A 22,260-nucleotide genomic window follows, 5' to 3' on the forward strand; every position below is an offset into this window, starting at 1 on the left:
GCGCTGAACGTAGCGCACGGGCGGCGTCTCAGACCGAGCTGTAGGCGACCACGCCGCGACGCAGGAGCTCGACCGCGCGCCTCGCCGTCGTCCGGGTCGCCGTGGTCGGTGCGGCCTGGCCGAGCTGGTCGAGCAGGTCGATCACCTGCTTGCACCAGCGGACGAAGTCTCCCGCGGCGAGGTCGGTGCCGGCCAGGACCGGGCCGAGGCTCCGGCCGCTGGCCCAGCGGTGCACCGGCTCGACGATGCCGAGGTCGAGGGGTCGGGTCGGCTGCAGGCCGTGCGACGTCTCGAGGTCGTCCAGCCGTGACCACACCCGGGTGGTCTCGTCGATCGCCGTCGCGAGCCGGCCGTGCGGTCCGCCGGGGACGGGCGGTGGTGTCTCGCGGTCCTCCCGCCGGGCCTCGAAGACGACCGCCGAGACCACCGCCGCGAGGCCGGGTGCGTCGAGGCCGTCCCAGACGCCCGTGCGCAGGCACTCGGCGACCAGCAGATCGCTCTCCGCGTACAGCCGGCGCAACGACTGGCCCGCCCGGGTGACCCTGGTCCGGCCGGCCGGTCGGCCGGCGTCACGCGCGTCGTCGGCCTGCTCCGGAGCGACGACCTCGAGGTAGCCGGTGGTCGTCAGGACGTCGCAGATCTTGTCGAAGACCCGCGCGATCGAGCTCGTGCGACCCTCGATCCGGCGCACGAGGGCGTCGTGCTCGCGCGCGAGCCGGTGGTGCCGTTCGGCCCAGCGGGCATGGTCCTCGCGGTCGGAGCAGCCGTGGCACGGGTGGCTGCGCAGGCGTCGGCGCAGGCTCTCGATCGTCGCGTCGTCCGCCCCCGCCGAAGGACCCGGGTCGCTGGTGCGACCACGCGCCGTCCGATCGCTGCGGTCGGTACGCCCGGATGGTGTGGCATCGCCCGCCCGCTCGTCCGGACGGGTGCGCGGCTGCTCCGCCAGCGCGCTGCGCATGGCCGTGGCGAGGTCGCGCCGTGCTGCGACGTTCCGGGGCGAGAAGTTCTTCGGCACGCGGATCGTGGTCACGGAGCGGACGCCGTGGGTGAGGTCGCCGGCCGAGAGCGTCCGTACCTGGCGCTCGGTGGTCAGGACTGTCGGTCGCGGACCGTCCAGCCCGGCGTCACGGCCCGGGTCGAGCACCACGGCATAGCCGGCACGACGTCCGGTGGGGATCTGGACGACGTCGCCGATCCGGAGCTGCTGCAGGCTCGCCAGAGCCTCGGAGCGGCGGGCCCGGGCATACTCCCGGGACAGGTTCTTCTCCTGGTCGGCGAGCCGACGCCGCAGTGCCGCGTACTCCGTGAAGTCCCCCAGGTGGCACCGCATCGCCGCGGCGTACCCGTCGAGTGCCTCGGCATGGGCCTGGGCCTGACGGGCGAGGCCGACGACCCCGCGGTCGGCCTGGAACTGCGCGAAGCTCGTCTCGAGCACCTCGCGGGCCCGGTCCCGGCCGACCTGTCCCACCAGGTTGACGGCCATGTTGTACGTGGGCCGGAAGCTGGAGCGCAGCGGGTACGTCCGCCGCGAGGCGAGCCCGGCCAGCGCCACCGGGTCGAGACCGCCGTGGTCGACCACGACCGCATGGCCCTCGATGTCGATGCCCCGACGCCCGGCCCGACCGGTCAGCTGGGTGTACTCCCCCGGCGTGATGTCCAGGTGTGCCGACCCGTCCCACTTGACGAGCTTGTCGAGCACGACCGAGCGGGCCGGCATGTTGATCCCCAGGGCGAGCGTCTCGGTCGCGAAGACGACCTTGACCAGGCCACGCGAGAAGAGGTCCTCGACCGTCTCCTTGAACAGCGGCAGGAGCCCCGCGTGGTGCGCGGCGATCCCGCGTTCGAGGGCCTGGCTCCACTCCCAGAAGCCCAGGACCGCCAGGTCCTGGGAGGGCAGCACGGTGCAGCGCTCCTCGATGGTCGCCCGGATCGCCGCCTGCTGCTCGGCGGTGGTCAGCCGGAGGCCCGCGCCGAGGCACTGCTGCACCGCGGCGTCGCAGCCCGCGCGGGAGAAGATGAAGAAGATCGCCGGCAGCAGACCGTCGCGGTCCAGGACGTCGACGACCGCGAAGCGGGGCGCTGGTCGTCGGAACCCGCCGCCGCCGCTGCCCCCGCTGTGGACCGGTGCGCCCTGGCGCGCCCCTCTGCCCCGGTACCCGCGGTCGCCACGCCCACGCGGCGGCCCGGCCGACCTGTCCTGGCGGCGCAGGGCCTGCGCGAGCTCAGGGTTGATCGGCGGGTCGATCCCTGGTGCCGTCGGGTCCACGTGCCCGGCGTAGAGGTCGTACAGGCCGTCACCGGCCAGGACGTGCTGCCACAGCGGCACCGGGCGGATCTCGCTGACCACGACGGCGGTGTCCCCGCGGACCATCGTCAGCCAGTCGCCGAACTCCTCGGCGTTGGAGACCGTCGCCGACAGCGAGACGAGCTGGACGTCGTCCGGCAGGTGGATGATGACCTCCTCCCAGACCGGGCCCCGGAACCGGTCGGCGAGGTAGTGCACCTCGTCCATCACCACGTAGCCGAGGCCGTCGAGGGTCGGCGAGCCCGCGTAGAGCATGTTGCGCAGCACCTCGGTCGTCATGACGACCACCGGGGCCTCACCGTGGATCGTCGTGTCGCCGGTGAGCAGACCGACGTTCGCCACGCCGTGCCGGCGGACGAGGTCGGAGTACTTCTGGTTGCTCAGTGCCTTGATCGGCGTGGTGTAGAACGCCTTGCGCCCCTGGGTCAGGGCCAGGTGGACCGCGAACTCACCGACGACCGTCTTGCCCGCACCGGTCGGGGCCGCGACCAGGACGCCGCGGCCACCCTCGAGCGCTCCGCACGCCTCCGCCTGGAACGGGTCGAGGACGAAACCGAGCTGCGCGGCGAACGTCGCGAGCTCGGATCGCTGCTCCACGGCCCGACGGCGGGATGCTCCGTACCGCTCGGCCGGCGAGGACATGGAGCCAGCCTAGGCACTGTCGGGGTGGTGCTCAGGCCAGGAGACGGACCGCACCCGGTCTGACCTCGGCGCGCAGCGGGAGGGGACCGAGGCGCTCCCCGTCGGCGAAGGCCGCCGGCGGCATCGGACCCGTCGGGCTCGGCTCGATCAGGACCGTCCGGCTGCGCAGGACGGTGCAGGCGGGATGCTGGATGTGGGTGCCGGCGTAGATCCGCGGGAAGACGCTCATCAGCCCGATCCGGCCGAGCGGACCGACGATCACGACGTCGAGCAGGCCGTCGTCCATCCGGGCGTCGGGCGCGATCCGCATGCCGCCGCCGAACCAGCCACCGTTCGCGACGGCGACGAGCGACCCGGTCGACTCCCAGACCTCGTCGTCCAGGGTGATCCGGTACCCGTAGGGCCGGAACCGGGTGACCTCGGCCAGCAGGGCGCGCACGTAGCGGCCGCCGCCGCGTGGCCACGTCAGGTCGTTGGCGCGCGCGTTGACGGCGGCGTCGAGGCCGCCGGAGAGCACACCGAGGTACCACTCGTGCGCGCTGTAGTCCGGTGGCCCGGCGATGACCGCGTCGACGGGTCGGCCGCCGGTCTCCAGGCCGCTCTCGATCGCGCGCACCGCCGCCCCGACGTCGTGCCGCGGCAGCCCCATGGCGCGGGCCACGTCGTTGCCGCTGCCGGCCGCGACGATGCCGAGCGGCAGGTCGGTCTCCGCCACGACGTTGACGCCCAGGTGCACCATGCCGTCGCCGCCGACGACGACGAGGGCGTCGAGCCCATGGACGATCGCCTGCCGGACGTGCTGCGTCGCGGACGCCAGGTCGTCGGCCGTGAGGTCGACCAGGGTGTGGCCCCGGCGGCGGGCCGCGGTGAGCAGGTGGTGCCCGCGGACGGAGCCCCGGCCGTGGCCGGCCGTGGGGTTGACGACGACACCGATCGTGATGCCGGTCACCTGGCGACCTCCGCGCTCGTACCGGGCGGTTCGGCGTCGGTGCGCCGATCCTGACGCCGGTCGTGCAGCAGGCTGATGCCGACCGCGCCGAAGTACAGCGCGCACATCGGCACGGCGAGGGCGAACATCGAGATCGCGTCGGCCGTGGGCGTCGCGACGGCGGCGAAGACGAACGCGAGCAGCACCGCCCACCGCCAGCCCGCCAGCCACGTGCGCCCCCGCACCACTCTGGCGAAGTTGAGCCCGACCATGACCACGGGCAGCAGGAAGGCGAGGCCGAAGGCCAGCACCATGCGCATGATGAACGACAGGTACACCTGGGCGTCGATCAGGTTGACCGCCTCGTCCGGCGTGAAGCCGGCGAGCAGGCCCACCGCCTTCGGCAGCACCCACCAGGCCAGGGCAGCGCCGGACAGGAAGAGCGGGACCCCGGCGCCCATGAACACCAGGGTGTACCACCGCTCCCGTCGGGTCAGGCCAGGGGTGACGAACGCCCACAGCTGGTAGATCCACCACGGGCTCGTGAGGATCGCGCCGGCGAAGAGCGAGACCTTGATCTGCAGGTCGAGCGGCGTCGCGACGCCGCCGAAGTTCAGGGCGATGTCGAGCTGGCGGCTGCGGGCCAGCTCGACCACGGGTCGTTGCAGGGCGGCGAACAGCTGCGGGTAGAGGGCCCAGCCGACGGCGGTACCGACGACGAGTCCCGCCGCCACGAGCAGCACGCGGTTGCGCAGCTCGCGGATGTGCTGGCGCAACGGCATCCGCCCGTCCGGCTTCCGGCGCGCACCGCGCCCCGAGCGGGCCGCCTCAGGACGTGCGGTGCTCACTGTCGTCGTCGGTCGGTGTGCCGGCGCCGTCCGTGGTCGGTGGGGCGTCGTCCTTGCCGAGGTCCTTGACCTCCGACCGGAAGATCCGCATCGACCTGCCGACGCTTCGAGCAAGGTCGGGCAGACGTCGCGCACCGAACAGCAGGAGCACGATCGCCAGGAGGATCAACCACTCCCAGCCCCGCAGGTTGCCCACGATGATGCCCCTCTCGGTCGAGTCGGACCATGCTACCTGCGCCGGCGCGGGATCTGCGCAGGTCAGCGGGACAGCGCACGCCAGCGCCGGTAGGTCTGCTCGTGCCGCGCAGCACGTGCTGCGCGCCGCAGTGCGGTTGCCAGGGCTGACTCGGCGCGCCGCGCGCGTGCCGGTTCGGGGTCGATCAGGTTCACCGGCGCCAGGGCCCCGGCCCGGTCGGCCGCCGCCGCGAGCTGTTCGGCGCGCTCGGCGACCTCGGCCACCACGTCGGAGGCGCGACCGAGCTCCGACGCCAGTGCCTGTCCCGAGCGGTAGATCTTGCGCAGCAGGAAGAAGGCACCCACCAGGGTGCCCACGACCAGGACCGTCCAGACGATGAACCACAGCACCGGACCAGGCTAGTGCCCGTCACGCGCTATCGCCGTAGGCGGCCAGTGCGCTGCGCGCCGCCTCGGCCGCGTCGGTCGCCAGGTGCGGCGGCTCGACGGCGCGCACGTCGTCGGCCAGCCGCAGCAGGAGGTGGCGGAGCCACGCCGGCGAGGCGACCCGCAGGCTGACCCGGAAGCCGTCGTCCGGCAGCTCGACGATCTCCTCGACCGGGAGCTGCTCGGCGACCCACCGGGCCCGTCCGTCGAGATCGATCCGGACCTGCTCGTGCTCGTCGGTCGGCCGGAACGCGGTGGCGTCCCGTGGCGGACCGGGCCGGCGGGTCACGGTGGTCGGCAGCACGACCGCCTCGAGGATCCGGTCCAGCCGGAAGAGTCGCTCGCCACCGGCGCTGTGGCACCAGGCCTGCAGGTAGGAGTGTTCGTCACCGGTGAGCAGCTGCCAGGGGTCGACGTCCCGCCGGCTGATCGTGTCCGCGGCATCGACGTAGCGCACCCGGAGCCGGTGGCCGTCCCGGATGGCCGTCCGAGCGGCACGCACCACCTCGGGCGCCGCATCGACGGCCAGGTGCACGTCGACGGTCGCGGCAGCCTCACCGGTCGCCGCCGTGAGGGTCTCGAGCGTGCTGGCGAGCACGGCACGCTCCTGGGGGTCGAGCGACGCCGCGACCGACTCCTGCAGCGCGCGCAGCGCAGCCACCAGGGCGACCGCCTCGCGCGTCCCGAGCCGCAGGGCGCGAGACATGCCCCGGGCCTGGACCAGCCGCACGAGCCCGGACTCGAGGGAGCCGGCGTCGAAGTCGATCAGGTCGTCCGGCCAGTACCCGGGTGTGCCGGACATCCACAGCGTGTCGACGTCGCGCAGGACCTGCTCGGGCGAGACACCGAAGTGTGCGGCGAGCTGGTCGACGGGGACGCCGTCCTGCCGGTCGAGGTAGGCCACCATGCCCAGCAGGCGGACCAGCCGGTCGGGCGTGCGCTCAGCCACGGTCGACACCTCCCTCGTGCGCTGCGGCGGTCCCGTCGGGCGGGCTCGCCCCGCTCAGGCGCTCACCCATCGCGACGGCCTCGCGCAGCCGGCGCACGACCTCCTCGCGCAGGTCCGGTGGCGCCAGGACGACGACCGCGTCGGTGTAGCCCGTGATCTCGTCCGCGAGGTCGGTCGTCCGCGAGTACGGCACCGCCAGCACGTCCATCCCGACGGGCACCGACGCCAGGGCCGCCTCCTGCGCCTGGACCTCGTCGGGCACGACCGCGCGGGACCGCAGCGCCCCGGCACGGTCCGGGGCGACGGCCAGCCAGGCGGTGCGGTCCGCGCCCTGCTGGGCGTTGACGAGCAGGGCCAACGGGTCGGCGTCGGCCGGGACGACGAAGGCCGAAGGCTCGCCGAGGAGCGTCACCGGACCGACGATCCGGCTGAGCCGGAACACCCGGGGAGCGCTCCGGGCCTGGTCGTTGCCGACCAGGTACCAGCCGCCGCGGGAGGCGATCAGGCGCCACGGCTCGACCCGCCGGGTCAGCACCTCGCCCGTGCTCGCCGCGCGATAGGTGAAGCTCACGACCTGGCGGGCGTTGGCGGCGTCGAGCAGCGGGCCGAGCGCCGGTCCCGCGGGGTGGATCCGGGGTGCCAGGCCGGCGACGGCGTCGGTCTCGGACGGGGTGGCACCCACCACACGCAGCTTCGTCAGCCCGCGGTTGGCGTCGGTGCGCAGGGTCTGGTCCTGCCAGAGCTCCGCCGCGAGGGCCAGCACGCCGAGCTGTGCGGCGCTGAGCTCCATCGGCGGCAGCGAGTACGCGTCCGGGTCGACCCGGTAGCCCTGCTCGTCACCGTGCGCGGCGCTGGTCACCGTGACGACCGGGACGCCAAGGTCCCGCAGGGTCTCCTTGTCGCGCTCGAACATGCGCTCGAAGGCGTCGTCGCTCGCCTCCGGGTCGTAGCCCGCGACAGACGAGCGGATCTGCTCCTTCGTCATCCGGCCGCTGGTGTTGACCAGCGCGATCACGAGGTTGAGCAGCCGCTCGGCGGGGGGCAGGGAGTCGGACATCACGCCACACGCTAGCGGCCGGTAGCGTGCGGGGGTGATCACCTGGCGCTCCGGAACTGTGGTGTCGCTCGCCGAGGCGTGGTCCGGCGCCGTCGAGCTGGACGTGGCGACCGATGGCGGCGAGCCGATGCGAGCCCTTGCCTACCCGGCGCTGGTCGGCGAGCCCGCTGTCGGCGACCGGGTCCTGCTCAACGTCTCGGCGCAGGCCAGAGGGCTGGGCACCGGCGGCTACGCCCTGGTCGTCGCCCGACCCGATGCGCTGCCCGCGGATCCCGAGCCGGGTCCCGGACACCTGGTCAAGGCCCGCTACACGCCGCTGCAGGCCATGGTGCTCGGCGTCGACGAGCAGGAGTCACCGCACCACGGGCTGCTGCGCGATGCCGACGACCTGGCCGGGATGCCGGTCGTCGTCGCCGACCTGCACTCGGCGCTGCCGGCCGTCGTCGCCGGCGCCCGCCACGCCGCGACGATCGCCGGGCGGCGTCCGCCGCGGGTCGTCTACGTCATGACCGATGGCGGGGCGCTGCCCGCCTGGTTCTCGCGGACTGCCTCCGGGCTGCGCGAGGCCGGCTGGCTGGACGCGTGCGTCACGGTGGGGCAGGCCTTCGGGGGCGACCTCGAGGCGGTCACCGTCCACACCGGGCTGCTGGCCGCGCGGCTGGTCTGCGACGCGGAGCTGGTCGTCGTCGCGCAGGGCCCCGGGAACCTCGGCACGGGCACCCGCTGGGGCTTCTCGGGCGTCGCTGCCGGCGAGGCCGTCAACGCCGTCGCGACGCTCGGTGGCCAGTCGGTGGCCTCGCTCCGGGTCTCCGGTGCCGACCCGCGGGAGCGGCACCGCGGGATATCCCACCACTCGCTCACCGCCTACGGCAGGGTCGCGCTGGCCGCGGCAGACGTCGTGGTGCCCGTGGCCGACCCGGCCGACGCGGATGCGCCCTGGCGGGACGCCGCCCGTGCGGCGTTGCTGGCCCGGGTCCGCGAGCAGGCGGGCGAGCTGTGCGCGGCGCACGGTGGCCACCGGCTGGTCGAGGTGGCTGCCGGCGCCGACCTCCTGGCTGCCCTCGGGACGAGCCCGGTCCGCCTGACGACGATGGGCCGAGGTCTCGACGCCGATCCGGAGGCCTTCCTCGCTGCGGCGGTCGCCGGTGTCCACGCGGTCTCGATCGCGCCCTGAGCACACCCGGGCGACCGGGAACAGCCTGTGCTCAGTCGTCCCGGGGGGTCTGTGAGTGCAGGGCGACGAGCGTGGCCAGGCGTCGCGCCTCGTTCGCAGCCAGGGCACCGTCTGCTTGCTGGACGGCCATCACCGCCAGGAGGTCGCCCTCGTCGAGGTCGAGCTGGACCCACGGACGGCCCTGGCCGAAACGGACCGAGACGACCTGCACCCAGGTGACCCGGCGCGTGAGCATGAGGTTGCGGACGGTCAGCCCCTCACGGTCCGGGTCGGCACGGACCCCTGCCTGGCGCATCAGGAACCAGGCGACCAGCGCCCCGAAGGCAACGATCCCGGCGCGGTCGAGCCAGGACTGGCGACCAGGGGCCACCTGGGGCAGCACGGCGGCCAGGGTGATCATCATGGCCAGCACGACGATCGCGAGCACGATCGAGACGATCCGGGCGGCACGCGGACGGAAGGGCCGGTACAGATCGGCCTCGTCGCGCCCTGCCGCGGCCGTCACAACCGGCAGGCGTGGATCGAGGTGACCAGGATCGCGCGGGCGCCGACGTCGTACAGCGCATCCATGACACGGTTGGTCTCGTCGCGGGGGACCATCGCACGGACCGCGGCCCACTCGCGGTTGTGCAGCGGGGACACCGTGGGCGACTCGAGACCGGGCGTGATGGCGACGGCCTGGTCGACCAGGGTCAGCGGGACGTCGTAGTCCATCAGGACGTACTGGCGGGCCGTGAGCACGCCCTGGATCCGCCGGGTCAGGACGTCGAGGCCGACCGGCTCCGGGCCGTCGCCACGACGTACCAGGATCGCCTGCGACCGCAGGATCGGCTCGGCGAAGATCTCGAGCCCGGCCGCGCGCAGCGTCGTGCCGGTCTCCACGACGTCGGCGATGACGTCGGCGACGCCGAGCCGGATCGCGGTCTCGACCGCGCCGTCGAGCCGCACGACACCGGATGCCTCGACCCCGTGCGAGCGCAGGTAGTCGGCCACCAGGACCGGGTAGGACGTGGCGACCCGGTGGCCGGAGATCTGTGCGACCTCGGTGAACTCCCCTGCCGGGGCGGCGAACCGGAACGTCGACCTGGCGAAGCCGAGCTCGAGGTGCTCGGTCGCCGTCGAGGCGGAGTCGAGCAGCAGGTCACGCCCGGTGATGCCGGCGTCGACGGTGCCCTCCCCGACGTAGACCGCGATGTCCCGCGGTCGCAGGAAGAAGAACTCGACGTCGTTGTCCGGGTCGGGCAGGACGAGCTCCCGGGAGTCCCGGCGCTGGCGGTAGCCCGCCTCGCGGAGCATGTCGGAGGCCGGCTCGGACAGCGAGCCCTTGTTCGGGACGGCGATGCGGAGCACGGGGATCCTCGGCGGTCAGCGGGCGGTCGACAGGCCCGACGGTGGTCACTGCTGTGATGGGCGCCTGAGATGGGCTCAGAGGTGCGCGTAGACGTCCTCGAGGGTCAGCCCGCGGGCGATCATGAGGACCTGCAGGTGGTAGAGCAGCTGGGAGATCTCCTCCGCGGTGCGCTCGTCGCCCTCGTGCTCGGCGGCCATCCACACCTCGGCGGCCTCCTCGACGATCTTCTTGCCGATCGCATGGACACCCGCGTCGAGCTCGACGACGGTGCCCGAGCCGGGCGGACGGGTGCTGGCCTTGTCGGTCAGCTCTGCGAACAGCGAGTCGAACGTCTTCACGTCGGTAGAGCCTAGACGTCCGCACCCGTGGACTGCGGCGGTGTCCACGCAGGAGCCGCCGACCGGTCGAGCGGCCCCTCGGTGGCCCTAGACCTCGCGCAGGGCGACGGCCGTGGCCACTGCCGCCTCGGCCGCCTCGGCACCCTTGTCCTCACGCGATCCGGGCAGTCCGGCCCGGTCGAGGGCCTGCGCTTCGTCGTCGCAGGTCAGCAGCCCGAAGCCGACCGGGACGCCGGTGCGGACCGTCACCTCGGTCAGGCCGAGGGTCGCTGCGCTGCAGACGTAGTCGAAGTGCGGTGTGCCGCCCCGGATGACCACGCCGAGCGCGACGACGGCGTCCACGCCGTTGCGTGCGAGCCGGGCCGCGGCGACCGGCAGCTCGAAGGACCCGGGAACCCGGACGACCCGGACGTCGATCACGCCGGCAGCGGCCAGGGCCCTCAGCGCTCCTGCGAGCAGACCGTCCATGACCTGGGTGTGCCAGCTCGCCGCGACGATCGTGATGCGCAGCCCGCGGCCGTCGACCTGCAGGCTGGGTGCTCCGGCACCGCTCATCGTGACTCCTCCTGGACGTCGTGACGGGTCAGCAGATGGCCCATGGCCACCGCCTTGGTGTGCAGGTAGGCGGCGTTCTCCGACGTCCGGCCCACCTCGATCGGCAGGACCTCGTCGATCACGACGCCGTGCACGCTCAGTCCGGTCACCTTCGCCGGGTTGTTGGTCAGCAGGCGGATCGTGTCGAGCCCGAGGTCGAGCAGGATCGACGCCGCTGCGCCGTACTCGCGACGATCGGCCGGGAGGCCCAGCTCCAGGTTGGCCTCCACGGTGTCGAAGCCGGCGTCCTGGAGGGCATAGGCGTCGATCTTGGACAGCAGACCGATGCCGCGGCCCTCGTGACCGCGCAGGTAGACCACGGCGCCGCCGCTCTTGGCGACCTGCTCGAGCGAGGTGTCGAGCTGGGGTCCGCAGTCGCACCGCACCGAGCCGAAAGCATCACCGGTCAGGCACTCGGAGTGCACCCGGACGACCGGGACGCGTGCGGGCGACTCGACGTCGACCGGGACGAGGGCGACGTGACCGGCGCCGGTGCGCAGGTCGCGGTAGCCGTGCACCACGAACAGACCGTGCCGGGTCGGCAGGCGCGCCGTGCTCGTCGCGTGCACGCGACGCTCGGGGACGACCGCCACGCCGTCCGCGGCGGGGATGTCGCCGTGCGTGCGCCGCCAGGCGATCAGGTCCTGGATGGTCAGGATGACCAGTCCCTCGGCGCGGGCGAGTGCCGCGGCATCGACGAGCCGCATCATCGAGCCGTCGTCGTGCACGAGCTCGGCGATCCCGGCGACCGGCTCGAGCCCGGCGAGCCGGCACAGGTCGACGGCGGCCTCGGTGTGCCCGGCGCGGTGCAGGACCCCTCCGGGGACGGCTCGCAGCGGCAGCACGTGGCCCGGTCGGATCACGCTGTGCGGCCCGGCGGCCGGATCGGCGAGGACCTGCAGGGTGCGGGCACGGTCCGCGGCCGAGATGCCGGTCGTGACCCCGTCGACCGCATCGACGGTCACCGTGTAGGCGGTGCGTCGCGGGTCCTGGCTGTGCGGCACCATCAGCGGCAGCTCGAGCGCGTCCGCACGGTCGGCCGGCATCGGTGCGCACAGGTAGCCGGACGAGTGCCGGATGGTCCAGCCGACCCACTCGGCCGTGGCCGACTGTGCCGCGAGGATGACATCGGCCTCGTTCTCACGGTCCGGTGAGTCGGCGACCAGGACCGGCCGACCGGCCCGCAGGGCGTCGATCGCGTCCTCGACGGTGCCGAGCAGCACCCGGTCGGTCTGCTGAGCCCCGCTCACAGCAGCTCTCCCCCGGCCGGAGCCGGAGCGGCCCGGCCCATCAGCCGCTCGACGTACTTGGCGATCACGTCGACCTCGAGGTTCACCGGGTCACCGACCTCGAGCCGGCCGAGCGTCGTGGCGCGCAGGGTCGTCGGGATGAGCGAGACCCCGAAGCTGTCGTCGCCCGCCTGGGTGATCGTCAGCGAGACCCCGGAGACGGTGATCGAGCCCTTCTCGGCGACGTACCGGGCGAGCTCCACCGGGCAGCCGAGCACGAGGTCGTCCCACCGCGGGCCAGGGGTGCGGCTGCGCAGCGTCCCCACACCGTCGACATGACCCTGGACCAGGTGTCCGTCGAGGCGGCCGTCGGCCCGGACGGCCCGCTCGAGGTTCACCGGCGCCCCGATCCGCAGGGCACCGAGCGTGCTGCGGCGCAGGGTCTCGGGCATGACGTCGACCACGAAGTCGCCGTCGTTGATCTCGGTCACCGTCAGGCAGCAGCCGTCGACGGCGATCGAGTCGCCCGGGTGCGTGCCGGTCGTGACCAGCGGACCGCGCAGCGTCAGACGCGCGTCGCCGCCACCCGGCTCGAGGGCGACGACGGTGCCGATCTCCTCGATGATCCCGGTGAACATCAGGTCTCCTTCGGTGCGTTGGCTGGTGGGTGCGTCGTGGTGGTTCGGCGGAGCGGCTCGCCGACGATCAGCAGGTCCGGCCCGACGACCTCGACCTGCCGGGTGTGCAGCCGCAGCGCGTCGGCGATCGATTCGATGCCCAGATCGGCGACGGCGGCGGGACCTGCTCCCAGCAGCACCGGAGCGACGTAGGCGTGGATCTCGTCGACGGTGCCGGACCGCAGGAACGCCGCGGCCAGTCTCGGCCCGCCCTCGACGAGCAGGTGCCGGACCTCGCGGGCGGCCAGCTGCCCCAGGACCTCGGCGACGTCGTGGGTACGCAGCGTGACGAGTTCCCCGCCGGGCCCGTGCAGGCGCGCGGCCGGCGGCACGGGGCGGTGACCGACGACGACCCGCAGCGGCTGGTGCGGGTCGAGGCCGCCGTCCGCCGTGCGCGCGGTGAGGGCCGGGTCGTCGACCAGGGCCGTGCCCGTGCCGATCGCGAGCGCGTCGACGGTCGCCCGGAACCGGTGTGCGTGCTGCCGTGCCTCCGGCGACGTGATCCACCGGCTCGAGCCGTCGGCGGCGGCGACCCGCCCGTCCAGGGTGGTCGCGATCTTCACCGTCACGAAGGGGCGGCCGGTCCGCAGGGCGTGCAGCCAGATCCGCAGCACGCGTTCGCCCTCGTCGCGGCGCACACCGCCGACGACGTCGACGCCGGCGGCCGCGAGCCGGCGCGCCCCGCCCGCCGCGGCGTGGTTCGGGTCGTCCACCGCGTACACCACGCGGGCGACCCCGGCGGCGATCAGGGCGTCGGTGCACGGACCGGTGCGGCCGGTGTGCGCACAGGGCTCGAGGGTGACGACGGCTGTCGAACCGGTCGGGTCCGCCCCGCTCGCCCGTGCCGCGGCAAGGGCCGCCGCCTCGGCGTGGGGGGTCCCGGCACCCGCGTGATGGCCCTCGGCGATCGTGCGGCCGTCCGCGGCGAGGAGCACGCAGCCGACCCGGGGGTTCGGGCCGTGTGCCGGACCCAGGACGGCGAGCTCGAGGGCGCGGTCCATCGCGACCATCTCCCGCTGGTGACCGTCAGCCATGTGCACCTCCCCGAGCGCTCAGGCTCCGGGGTTGGGCACGACAGGCGTCATGCACGACGTCGCGACCTGTGCGGCTGCGAGCTCCGCCGAGTCGGACGCCACGTGCTTCCTCCCATCCGGACTTTGACCGTCGGTCCTGGAGTTCCACCAGGTCAACCGGTCCGGGTGCTGCCACAAGGGCTGCGCCATGGACCGGGTCGCGGACTGTCACCGCCGGCTCGGATTTTCACCGACCCCGGAGCACGTACGTGTTCGTCGGTCAGTCTGCCACAGACCGGGTCGCCGCCGGGATCCGGCGGCGCGCGGGGTCGGGGCGCGTCAGTGCCGGTGGCCGAGCGCCGCGAGGCGGCGCAGCTCGCTGATCGCGGCGGCAGCGTCGTCGGCCCCGTACACGGCCGACCCTGCGACGAAGACGTTGGCGCCGGCCTCGGCCGCGCGCTCGATCGTCGTGACCGAGACACCGCCGTCGACCTGCACCCACACGTCGAGGCCGGACTCGCCGATCGCCTGGCGGGCGCGCCGGATCTTGGGCAGGGTGCCGTCGATGAACGGCTGCCCGCCGAAGCCGGGCTCGACAGTCATCACGAGCAGCATGTCGATCTCGCCGAGCAGGTCGAGGAAGGGTTCCACCGGGGTCGCCGGGCGCAGCGCGAGCCCGGCCCGGGCGCCGAGCCGCCGCAGCTCGCGCGCCAACCGCACGGGTGCCTGGGCGGCCTCGGCGTGGAAGGTGACCGATGCGGCGCCCACCTCGGCGAAGCCCGGCGCCCACCGGTCCGGGTCCTCGATCATCAGGTGCACGTCGACCGGCACCGGGGAGACGCGGACGAGCCGTTCGACGACCGGCAGCCCGATCGTCAGGTTCGGCACGAAGTGGTTGTCCATGACGTCGACGTGCGCGAAGTCGGCGGACGCGATCCGGCCGAGCTCGGCCTCGAGGTTGGTGAAGTCGGCCGAGAGGATGCTCGGGGTGATCAGGACGTCCATGACGTCAGTCTCCCGTGGGGTCGGGGTCGGCGGGAGCCGACACGGCGGAGGACACCTTGCGCAGCAGGACGAGGTGCATGGCGTCCGTGCCGTGCACGTGCGGCCACAGCTGGACCCACGGCCCCGTGCCGAGCTCGATGTCGGGTCCCGCGACCGCTCGCACCGCGTCCCGGGCATCGAGCTGGACGACATCGTCGCGGCGCTTGAGCACGTCCCGCACCACGAGCTGCGTCTCGGCCATGTGCGGCGAACAGGTCGCGTAGGCCACCACCCCGCCCGGCCGGACGGCGTCCAGCGCCGAACCGAGCAAGGTGCGCTGCAGCTCGGTCAGCGGACCGAGATCGGCCGGGGTGCGTCGCCATCGTGACTCGGGCCGGCGCCGAAGGGCCCCGAGGCCGGTGCACGGTGCGTCGACCAGCACGCGGTCGTACCGGCCCGGCTCGAGCGTCCCGGCGTCGCGGCCGTCGGCGCACCGGACCTGCACGGTCGCACCGGGCAGGGCGGCGACAGCGCGTTCGACGAGCAGTGCCCGGTGGGGCGCGAGCTCGTTGGCGACCAGGCTCGCGCCACGGCCGACGGCGATCGCCCCGAGCAGCGCCGCCTTGCCGCCCGGTCCGGCGCACAGGTCGAGCCACACCTCGCCCGCGGCTCCGGTGCCGCGGTCCGGGGTGCCCGTGCCGCGCGCGCGTGGCTCGATCTCGACGGCAGCCAGGGCAAGGGCCACGAGCTGGCTGCCTTCGTCCTGGACGCCGACCCGGCCCTCTCGCATCCCCGGCACGCCGGCGGGATCGCCCCCGCGCAGCACCACGGCGGTCGGCGTCCATCGTCCTGCGACGGCACCGGGTGATGCGTCGAGGACCTCGGCCCGGTCGGCAAGGCCCGGACGCGCCACGACGGTCACCGCGGGTGGTGCGTTGTCGGCGTCGAGCAGCTCGTCCAGCTCGGCCGGGTCACGATGGTCGGCCATCAGCGCCTGGCGCATCGCCCGGACGATCCACGCCGGGTGGCTGTAGGCGACGGCGAGGCGTGCGGTGTCGTCAGGACCAGCCGCCTCCTCGATCCGGCTCAGCCACTCCGGGAGGGGTGTGGCGGAGATCGTGCGCAGCACGGCGTTGACGAACTGTGCGGCACCGGCTCCGACCCGACCGCGCGCCAGGGCGACCGTCTCGGAGACCGCCGCGTGCGGCGGCACCCGCATGGCCAGCAGCTGGTGTGCGCCGAGCCGCAGCAGGTCGAGGACGGGCGGGTCGATCGCGGACGTCGGTCGCTGGGCTGCGATCACGATCACCGCGTCGTACCGGCCGAGGAGCCGCAGCGTGCCGTAGGCGAGCTCGGTCGCGAACCCGGCATCCCGCCCGGTGATCCCGCGGTGCCGCAGCATGGGGGGCAGCACGAGGTTGGCGTAGGCCTCGGACTCCGCGACCTCGCGGAGCACGTCGAAGGCCGCCGTCCTGGCCGGGTCACCGGTGCGCCGGCGCTCCGCGGGCGTCTGGCTGGTACGTGGCGCGGACCGACCCGCTGCCCGCGCCGGCCCACGCTGCCGGCCGGCAGCGTCGCGTCGCGCGCCGCCCTCGCCGGCGCTGTGCTTGTCACTGCTGTGCTTGTCACCGCTGTGCTTGTCACTGCCGTGCTTGTCACTGCCGTGCTTGTCACTGCCGTGCTTGTCGCCGTGCCGGTCGCTGCCCTCGTGCCTGCCGTGTCGGTCGCCGTGCTCGGTCATGAGGTCCCCAGTCGTGCGCCGTCGGTGGGCCGTGCGCCCCGAGCCCAGTCGGCCGCCGGCATCAACCGCCGGCCGGCGGCCTCGACGTCACCGAGTGCCACGGCATGCGTCCCGGTCCCGACGAGCACCTCGGCGCGCCCGACGGCGAGCTCGCCCGGCGCGAGGTCGGTCACGTCCGCGCGCAGCCGGACCGGGCCGAGCTTGAGGCGGGTCCCGTCCGGAGCCGTCGTCCAGGCCCCGGGTGCGGGGGTGCACGCGCGGACCCGCCGGTCGGTGGCCAGGGCGGGGTGCTCCCACCGGACCCGACCGTCGTCCTTGGTCAGCCGCGGCGCGAGGCTCACACCCTCCTGGGGCTGCGGGACAGCGACGAGCGAACCGTCGGCGAGGCCGTCGAGGGTCGCGAGCATCAGTCCGGAGCCGGCGCGGGCCAGCCGGTCGAGCAGGTCACCCGACGTGTCGCGGGGCCGGATGGTCTCGGTCAGGGTCCCGTACACCGGACCGGTGTCCAGACCCGCCTCGATCCGGAAAGTCGTCGCGCCGGTGACCTCGTCGCCGTGCAGCAACGAGTGCTGCACGGGTGCCGCTCCGCGCCAGGCCGGCAGCAGGGAGAAGTGCAGGTTCACCCAGCCGAGGGTCGGGATGTCGAGCAGGGCCTGCGGCAGGAGCCCGCCGTAGGCGACGACCGGCGCGCAGTTCAGGTCCAGGGACGCCAGGTGGGTACGCAGGTCGGGGTCGCCCGGCGACCGCGGTGTCAGCACCTCGACCCCCGCCGCCCGGGCCCGCTCCTTGACCGGGCTCGCGGTCGTCCTACGCCCACGGCCGGCGGGAGCGTCGGGCCGGGTCAGGACCGCGACGACCTCGTGCCCGGAGTCGAGCAGGGCGTCGAGCGTGGGGAGGGCAACCGCCGGGGTCCCGACGAACAGCAGACGCATGCGTCGATCCTAGGCGGCTGCGGCCGCCCGGCCCGCGCAGTCCCGACGGGGCCCATCGCGCTCAGAGGACGTCGACGGGTTCGACCTGGACCCGGACCGAACCGGGCTCGCGCTTGGCGCTGCGCGTGGCGACCGCTGCCGCGATGCTCGCGGTGACCTCGGCGGCGACGTCCCACGGTGCACGCACCAGGGCACGCACCGGCCGTCGGCTCTCCGGCTCGAGCAGCAGGTCGGGCAGCACGGCGGCTGCCGGCTCGGCGGCGAGGCCGCCCGTCGCGTCGCGCGTGGCATCCGGACGAGCCCCGTTCGGTGCCTCGACGGCGTGCGGGCCGAGGACCTCGGAACCGGCCGGCAGCGTGATCCGCGCCAGCAGGGCCTCCACGGCGTCGCGGGGGCCGTCGAGCGCCACCAGGTGGACAGCGGGCGGGAGCCGGAGCTCGGCACGCTCGGCCAGCTCGCGCTCGGCGAGCCCCGCCGGGTCCCATCGGACCAGTGCCTGCGTGGGGGCGTGCGCCGCGTCGCCGACGAGCAGCACCACTCCCCCGTCCGACGCCCCGCGGACGAGGCTTGCCGCGCTGATCCAGGTCCGCAGCGCCTGCTCCGCGACGTCGAGCGACGAGCGACCGGTCACGACCGCCGCGTCGAGCAGCAGGGCGGCGGCGTACCCGGCGGCGGCAACCGGCTCCGCGCCGGGCGTGGCCACCACCAGGGCGGGCCCCTCGCCGACCGCCGCGATCACTCCGGCAGCGGCCGAGGCGCCAGAGATCCGCACCGGCACCCCGGGGAAGGCCCGACCGAGCTCCTCGGCCGTCCGGTCGGATCCCACCCGGACCGACCGGAGGGTCGTCGCCGAGCACTCGGGGCAGCGCCAGTCACCGGCGAGCCGACCGCACCACCGGCACTGCGGGGTGCTGCCGCTCGCCGGGAGGTGCAGCGGTCCGTTGCAGCCGGGGCAGCGTGCCATCGTGCGGCACCGGGCACAGGCGATGCTCGGCACGTAGCCGGCGCGCGGCACCTGGATCAGGACCGGGCCGCGGGTCAGGCCGTCACGGACGGCACGCCAGGCGGCACCGGGAAGGCGAGCCGCCGCTGCGGGCCCCTCCGCGGCGAGCTCGACAGCGGTCAGGGCGACGACCCGAGGAGTGCGGCCTCTGACCACCTCGCGCGGAGCGACGAGCGCACGGGCGTATCCGGTCGTGACCCAGCGTTGTGCCGCGACCGAGCGGATGAGTCCGCCGACGAGCACCGCGCAGTGCTCCAGGTCGGCGCGCATCGCCAGGACGTCGCGGGCATGCGGGTACGGCGCACGGGGTTCGGCGTGCAGGTGGTCGGCGTCGTCCCAGCACACGGCGAGACCGAGTCGCCGGACGGGTGCGAAGGCCGCCGCCCGGGTGCCGATCACGACGTCTGCGGCGCCGCGGCGCACAGCGAGGAACGACCGGTAGCGGACGGCGGGTCCGTCGTCGGCCATCAGCCGTACCCAGCCACGCGACGCACCTGGGGTCCAGGCGCGGATGCCTGCGCGCAGCAGGGCCTGCTCCATGAGGCGCACCTCGGCGGCAGAGGGCAGGACGACGAGCGCGCCACGGCCACCGTCCAGGGCCGCCTGCGCGGCCTGCGCCAGGCCGTCGGCCCACGACGTCCCGGCGCACCCGGGCAACGCCTGCCACACCGCCCGAGGGTCCTGCCCGGCGGCGACCCGTCGCAGGAACGCTGCGCCACCGGTGTAGGCGTCCCAGCCGTCCGGTGCGGCGACGGTCTCCGGGATGCGGTCCGCGGGTGCCTCGTCGGTGGGTGGCGGGACCGACCACATCTCCTGCTCGACCCTGGCGTGCCGTGGGGGCACGGCCAGCCGGAGCACGTCGGCGAGGGTGCCCGCGTAGCGGCGCGCGACGGCGCGCGCCAGGGCGAGCACCTCGGGCGTGAGCACCGGCTCGGGCGAGACGACCCGACGCACGGGGGTCAGCTCGCCGTCGTGCTCCGCCTCGGCAGCGCGTTCGAGCAGGTAACCGTCGAGGTCCTGGCCACCGAACCGCACCTTGACCCGGACGCCGGGGCGCGCGGCGTCGGACAGCGCCTCGGGGACGGCGTACTCGAAGACCCGGTCGAGATGGGCCTGCGGCCGGTCGACAGTCACCCGGGCGACCGGGAGCTCGGTCGCGACCGGGCCTGGCTCGGCCCGCCGGGTCCGGCGGGGCGCGCGGGGGCCGGGCAGCCCGGCGAGCGTCAGCTGCTCGGCTGCCGCGGTGCCCGGGGTGTCCACGCGCTCATCCCACCACGGCCCGCCGTCACGCCGGCACCATCCACAGCGCGCTGGACCGGCTCAGCCGACGGCGAACCGGCTCAGCCGAGGGCAGAGTGCAGGTCGAGCACCCGGTCGGTGCGCTCCCAGGTGAAGTCGGCGAGCTCGCGACCGAAGTGCCCGTAGGCGGCGGTGCGCGAGTAGATCGGTCGCAGCAGGTTGAGGTCCCGCACGATGGCGGCGGGGCGCAGGTCGAAGACCTCACGGATCGCCTTGGTGAGACGGTCGACCGGAACGGTCTCGGTGCCGAACGTCTCCACGAACAGGCCGACCGGGTGGGATGCGCCGATCGCGTAGGCGACCTGGACCTCGCACCGACGGGCGAGGCCTGCGGCTACGACGTTCTTCGCGACCCATCGCATCGCGTAGGCGGCCGAGCGGTCGACCTTCGACGGGTCCTTGCCGGAGAACGCCCCGCCGCCGTGTCGCGCCATCCCGCCGTAGGTGTCGACGATGATCTTGCGTCCGGTCAGGCCGGCGTCGCCCTGCGGCCCGCCGATGACGAACGTGCCGGTCGGGTTGATCAGCAGTCGATGTCCCGTGGTGTCCAGCTCGAGGCCCTCGAGCATCGGCGCGACGACGTGCTCGGCGACCTCGGGGGCGAGCTGGGTCTCGAGCGAGATGCCCGGGTCGTGCTGGGTCGACACGACGACGGTGTCCAGGCGGACCGGACGGTCCCCGTCGTAGGCGATGGTGACCTGGGTCTTGCCGTCCGGGCGGAGGTAGTCGATCGTGCCTTCCTTGCGGATGATCGCGAGCCGCTCGGCGAGGCGGTGGGCCAGCCAGATGGGCAACGGCATCAGCGACGGCGTCTCGTCGCTCGCGTAGCCGAACATCAGGCCCTGGTCGCCGGCGCCCTGGGCGTCGAGCGGGTCGAGGTCGCCCGAGTCCTGGCGGATCTCCCACGCCTTGTCGACACCGGCGGCGATGTCGGGCGACTGCTGGCCGATCGAGACCGAGACACCGCACGAGTGCGCGTCGAACCCGATCGTCGAGGACGTGTAGCCGATCCGGTTGAGCACCTCGCGGACGACCTGCGGGATCTCGACGTACGCCTCGGTCGTCACCTCGCCGGCCACGTGCACCAGGCCCGTGGTCACCATGGTCTCGACCGCGACCCGGGCATGCGGGTCCTGCGCGATCATCGCGTCGAGGATGCCGTCCGAGATCTGGTCGCAGACCTTGTCGGGGTGTCCCTCGGTCACGGACTCGGACGTGAACAGGCGCTGGGAGGCATCGGTCATGGCGGTCAGCGTACCGTCGCGCAGCGCGGTTCCCTCGGCCGTCCGGGCATCGGACACGGGCACGTCGGCGCAGCGGCGGGCGGACGCGACCTGGGGACGCTCAGGCGTCCAGGGGCTTGAGGAGCGGGACGATCGCGTCCCAGACGGCGTGCGCGACCACGTCCTTCGACCCGGCGGCCACGGCGACGTCCTGGCCGTGCTCGTCGACGATCGTCACGTCGTTGTCGACGCCGCCGAATCCCCTGCCCTGGCCGACGGCGTTGACCACCAGCAGGTCGGCACCCTTGCGGCGCGCCTTGGCGCGGCCGTGGTCGAGCACGCTGCCCTCGCCGTCGCCGGTCTCAGCGGCGAAGCCGACGACCACCTGCCCCGGGTGCAGCCGCTCGGCCGCGAGCTCGGCGAGGATGTCGGGGTTCGTGGTGAGCGCGATCGACGGCGCCGGCTCCCCCGCGACCTTCTTCATCTTGTGCTCGGCTGTCGTCAGCGGCCGGAAGTCCGCGACCGCGGCCGCCATCACGACGACATCGGCCGTCGCCCCTGCGGAGCGGACCGCCTCGCGCAGCTCCGACGTGGTCTCGACGGCCACGACCTCGACCCCGTGCGGGGTGGGCAGGCTGACGTTCGCCGCCACCAGGGTCACGCGCGCACCACGCTCGGTCGCCGCCTTGGCCAGCGCGATGCCCTGGGTGCCCGTCGAACGGTTCCCGAGGAACCGCACCGGGTCGACGGGCTCGCGGGTCCCGCCCGCGGAGACGACCACGTGCCGTCCGGCGAGATCGGCCGGCAGCGGCGACGCGACGAGGGCGAGCGCCGCCGCGGCGATCACGGCGGGCTCCGGCAGGCGACCGGGCCCCGTGTCCTGACCGGTGAGACGTCCGGAGTCCGGGTCGAGCACCACGACGCCGCGTCCCCGGAGGGTCGCAACGTTCGCCCGGGTCGCGGGGTGCTCCCACATCCCGGTGTGCATGGCCGGTGCCATGAGCACCGGGCAGCGCGCGGTGAGCAGGGCGGCTGTCAGCAGGTCGTCCGCTCGTCCGGCTGCCGCACGCGCGAGCAGGTCGGCGGTCGCCGGCGCGACGACCACCAGGTCGGCGCTCGTGCCCAGCCGCACATGCTCGACCGCCGGGACGTCGTCGAAGACCCCGGTGGTCACCGGGTTGCCCGACAGGGCCTCCCAGGTGGCACGACCGACGAACTCCAGCGAGGCACGGGTGGGCACGACGCGGACGTCGTGGCCGGCCTCGGTGAGCAGGCGCAGCAGCAGGGCCGACTTGTAGGCCGCGATACCTGCGCTCACACCCAGGAGGATGCGCACGCCGACTCCCCCGCTC

At 74.1% G+C, this 22,260-nt stretch carries 21 protein-coding genes and 1 riboswitch; of the genes, 1 reads left to right on the top strand and 20 read right to left on the bottom strand.

The features are described from left to right. Window positions 1-28 precede the first annotated feature (28 nt). From K415_RS0116635 to K415_RS0116665, 7 genes are all read right to left on the bottom strand, one after another. Window positions 29-2,947, bottom strand: a complete 2,919-nt coding sequence (locus K415_RS0116635) for an RNA helicase (protein WP_024288173.1) — start codon at window positions 2,945-2,947, stop codon at window positions 29-31. A 31-nt stretch (window positions 2,948-2,978) separates the two neighbouring features. Further along, a complete protein-coding gene (locus K415_RS0116640; protein ID WP_231494922.1) occupies window positions 2,979-3,896 on the bottom strand; it encodes a diacylglycerol kinase family protein in 918 nt (305 codons plus the stop codon). Beyond that, window positions 3,893-4,723, bottom strand: a complete 831-nt coding sequence (gene tatC, locus K415_RS0116645; RefSeq protein ID WP_369795247.1) for a twin-arginine translocase subunit TatC — start codon at window positions 4,721-4,723, stop codon at window positions 3,893-3,895. The genes K415_RS0116640 and tatC overlap by 4 nt, the downstream gene beginning before the upstream one ends. Further along, entirely contained in the window at window positions 4,704-4,919 is a 216-nt protein-coding gene (tatA, locus tag K415_RS0116650; protein WP_029663998.1) for a Sec-independent protein translocase subunit TatA, read from the bottom strand. Before tatA ends, tatC begins: the two co-directional genes overlap by 20 nt. Window positions 4,920-4,981: 62 nt before the next feature. Further along, complete coding sequence (locus K415_RS0116655) at window positions 4,982-5,308, bottom strand: hypothetical protein (protein ID WP_029663999.1); 327 nt, start codon at window positions 5,306-5,308, stop codon at window positions 4,982-4,984. A 19-nt stretch (window positions 5,309-5,327) separates the two neighbouring features. Then, entirely contained in the window at window positions 5,328-6,293 is a 966-nt protein-coding gene (locus K415_RS0116660) for a YafY family protein (RefSeq protein WP_029664000.1), read from the bottom strand. Further along, window positions 6,286-7,350: a YafY family protein gene (locus K415_RS0116665; RefSeq protein ID WP_024288176.1), complete on the bottom strand. Its 1,065-nt coding sequence runs from the start codon at window positions 7,348-7,350 to the stop codon at window positions 6,286-6,288. The genes K415_RS0116660 and K415_RS0116665 overlap by 8 nt, the downstream gene beginning before the upstream one ends. A 34-nt stretch (window positions 7,351-7,384) precedes the next feature. On the opposite strand from K415_RS0116665, the gene K415_RS0116670 reads away from it, so the two are divergent. Then, window positions 7,385-8,524: a DUF3866 family protein gene (locus K415_RS0116670; RefSeq protein ID WP_024288177.1), complete on the top strand. Its 1,140-nt coding sequence runs from the start codon at window positions 7,385-7,387 to the stop codon at window positions 8,522-8,524. A gap of 31 nt (window positions 8,525-8,555) precedes the next feature. Here K415_RS0116670 and K415_RS0116675 read toward each other — a convergent pair whose 3' ends face one another. From K415_RS0116675 to coaBC, 13 genes are all read right to left on the bottom strand, one after another. Continuing rightward, window positions 8,556-9,029: a PH domain-containing protein gene (locus tag K415_RS0116675; RefSeq protein WP_024288178.1), complete on the bottom strand. Its 474-nt coding sequence runs from the start codon at window positions 9,027-9,029 to the stop codon at window positions 8,556-8,558. After that, complete coding sequence (hisG, locus tag K415_RS0116680) at window positions 9,026-9,874, bottom strand: ATP phosphoribosyltransferase (protein ID WP_024288179.1); 849 nt, start codon at window positions 9,872-9,874, stop codon at window positions 9,026-9,028. Before hisG ends, K415_RS0116675 begins: the two co-directional genes overlap by 4 nt. 75 nt (window positions 9,875-9,949) lie before the next feature. Then, window positions 9,950-10,213 carry a phosphoribosyl-ATP diphosphatase gene (locus K415_RS0116685; protein ID WP_024288180.1) on the bottom strand — a complete coding sequence of 88 codons (264 nt, stop codon included), beginning with the start codon at window positions 10,211-10,213 and terminating at the stop codon, window positions 9,950-9,952. 87 nt (window positions 10,214-10,300) lie between these two features. After that, a complete protein-coding gene (gene ribH / locus K415_RS0116690) occupies window positions 10,301-10,768 on the bottom strand; it encodes a 6,7-dimethyl-8-ribityllumazine synthase (RefSeq protein WP_024288181.1) in 468 nt (155 codons plus the stop codon). Continuing rightward, window positions 10,765-12,057, bottom strand: coding sequence for a bifunctional 3,4-dihydroxy-2-butanone-4-phosphate synthase/GTP cyclohydrolase II (locus tag K415_RS0116695; protein ID WP_024288182.1), 1,293 nt, complete (start codon window positions 12,055-12,057; stop codon window positions 10,765-10,767). The genes ribH and K415_RS0116695 overlap by 4 nt, the downstream gene beginning before the upstream one ends. After that, a complete protein-coding gene (locus tag K415_RS0116700) occupies window positions 12,054-12,674 on the bottom strand; it encodes a riboflavin synthase (RefSeq protein ID WP_024288183.1) in 621 nt (206 codons plus the stop codon). The genes K415_RS0116695 and K415_RS0116700 overlap by 4 nt, the downstream gene beginning before the upstream one ends. Continuing rightward, window positions 12,674-13,747 (bottom strand): bifunctional diaminohydroxyphosphoribosylaminopyrimidine deaminase/5-amino-6-(5-phosphoribosylamino)uracil reductase RibD, encoded by a 1,074-nt coding sequence (ribD, locus tag K415_RS0116705; protein WP_024288184.1) that lies wholly within the window; start codon window positions 13,745-13,747, stop codon window positions 12,674-12,676. Before ribD ends, K415_RS0116700 begins: the two co-directional genes overlap by 1 nt. A gap of 98 nt (window positions 13,748-13,845) precedes the next feature. Next, window positions 13,846-13,995, bottom strand: a riboswitch (FMN riboswitch). A 70-nt stretch (window positions 13,996-14,065) separates the two neighbouring features. Next, window positions 14,066-14,731: a ribulose-phosphate 3-epimerase gene (rpe, locus tag K415_RS0116710; RefSeq protein WP_024288185.1), complete on the bottom strand. Its 666-nt coding sequence runs from the start codon at window positions 14,729-14,731 to the stop codon at window positions 14,066-14,068. A gap of 4 nt (window positions 14,732-14,735) precedes the next feature. Then, window positions 14,736-16,451, bottom strand: a complete 1,716-nt coding sequence (locus K415_RS0116715) for an RsmB/NOP family class I SAM-dependent RNA methyltransferase (RefSeq protein WP_024288186.1) — start codon at window positions 16,449-16,451, stop codon at window positions 14,736-14,738. Further along, entirely contained in the window at window positions 16,448-17,383 is a 936-nt protein-coding gene (fmt, locus tag K415_RS0116720) for a methionyl-tRNA formyltransferase (RefSeq protein ID WP_024288187.1), read from the bottom strand. Before fmt ends, K415_RS0116715 begins: the two co-directional genes overlap by 4 nt. Window positions 17,384-17,444: 61 nt before the next feature. Continuing rightward, complete coding sequence (locus tag K415_RS0116725; RefSeq protein WP_024288188.1) at window positions 17,445-19,646, bottom strand: primosomal protein N'; 2,202 nt, start codon at window positions 19,644-19,646, stop codon at window positions 17,445-17,447. Window positions 19,647-19,726: 80 nt separating this feature from the next. Next, on the bottom strand, window positions 19,727-20,929 hold the full coding sequence (gene metK, locus K415_RS0116730; RefSeq protein WP_024288189.1) for a methionine adenosyltransferase: 1,203 nt from the start codon (window positions 20,927-20,929) through the stop codon (window positions 19,727-19,729). A 100-nt stretch (window positions 20,930-21,029) separates the two neighbouring features. Next, the gene (coaBC, locus tag K415_RS0116735; RefSeq protein ID WP_024288190.1) at window positions 21,030-22,244 is read right to left on the bottom strand and encodes a bifunctional phosphopantothenoylcysteine decarboxylase/phosphopantothenate--cysteine ligase CoaBC; all 1,215 of its coding nucleotides are present in this window, start codon (window positions 22,242-22,244) and stop codon (window positions 21,030-21,032) included. Window positions 22,245-22,260 lie beyond the last annotated feature (16 nt).

Source organism: Cellulomonas sp. KRMCY2 (assembly GCF_000526515.1).
Classification (GTDB): Bacteria; Actinomycetota; Actinomycetes; order Actinomycetales; family Cellulomonadaceae; genus Actinotalea.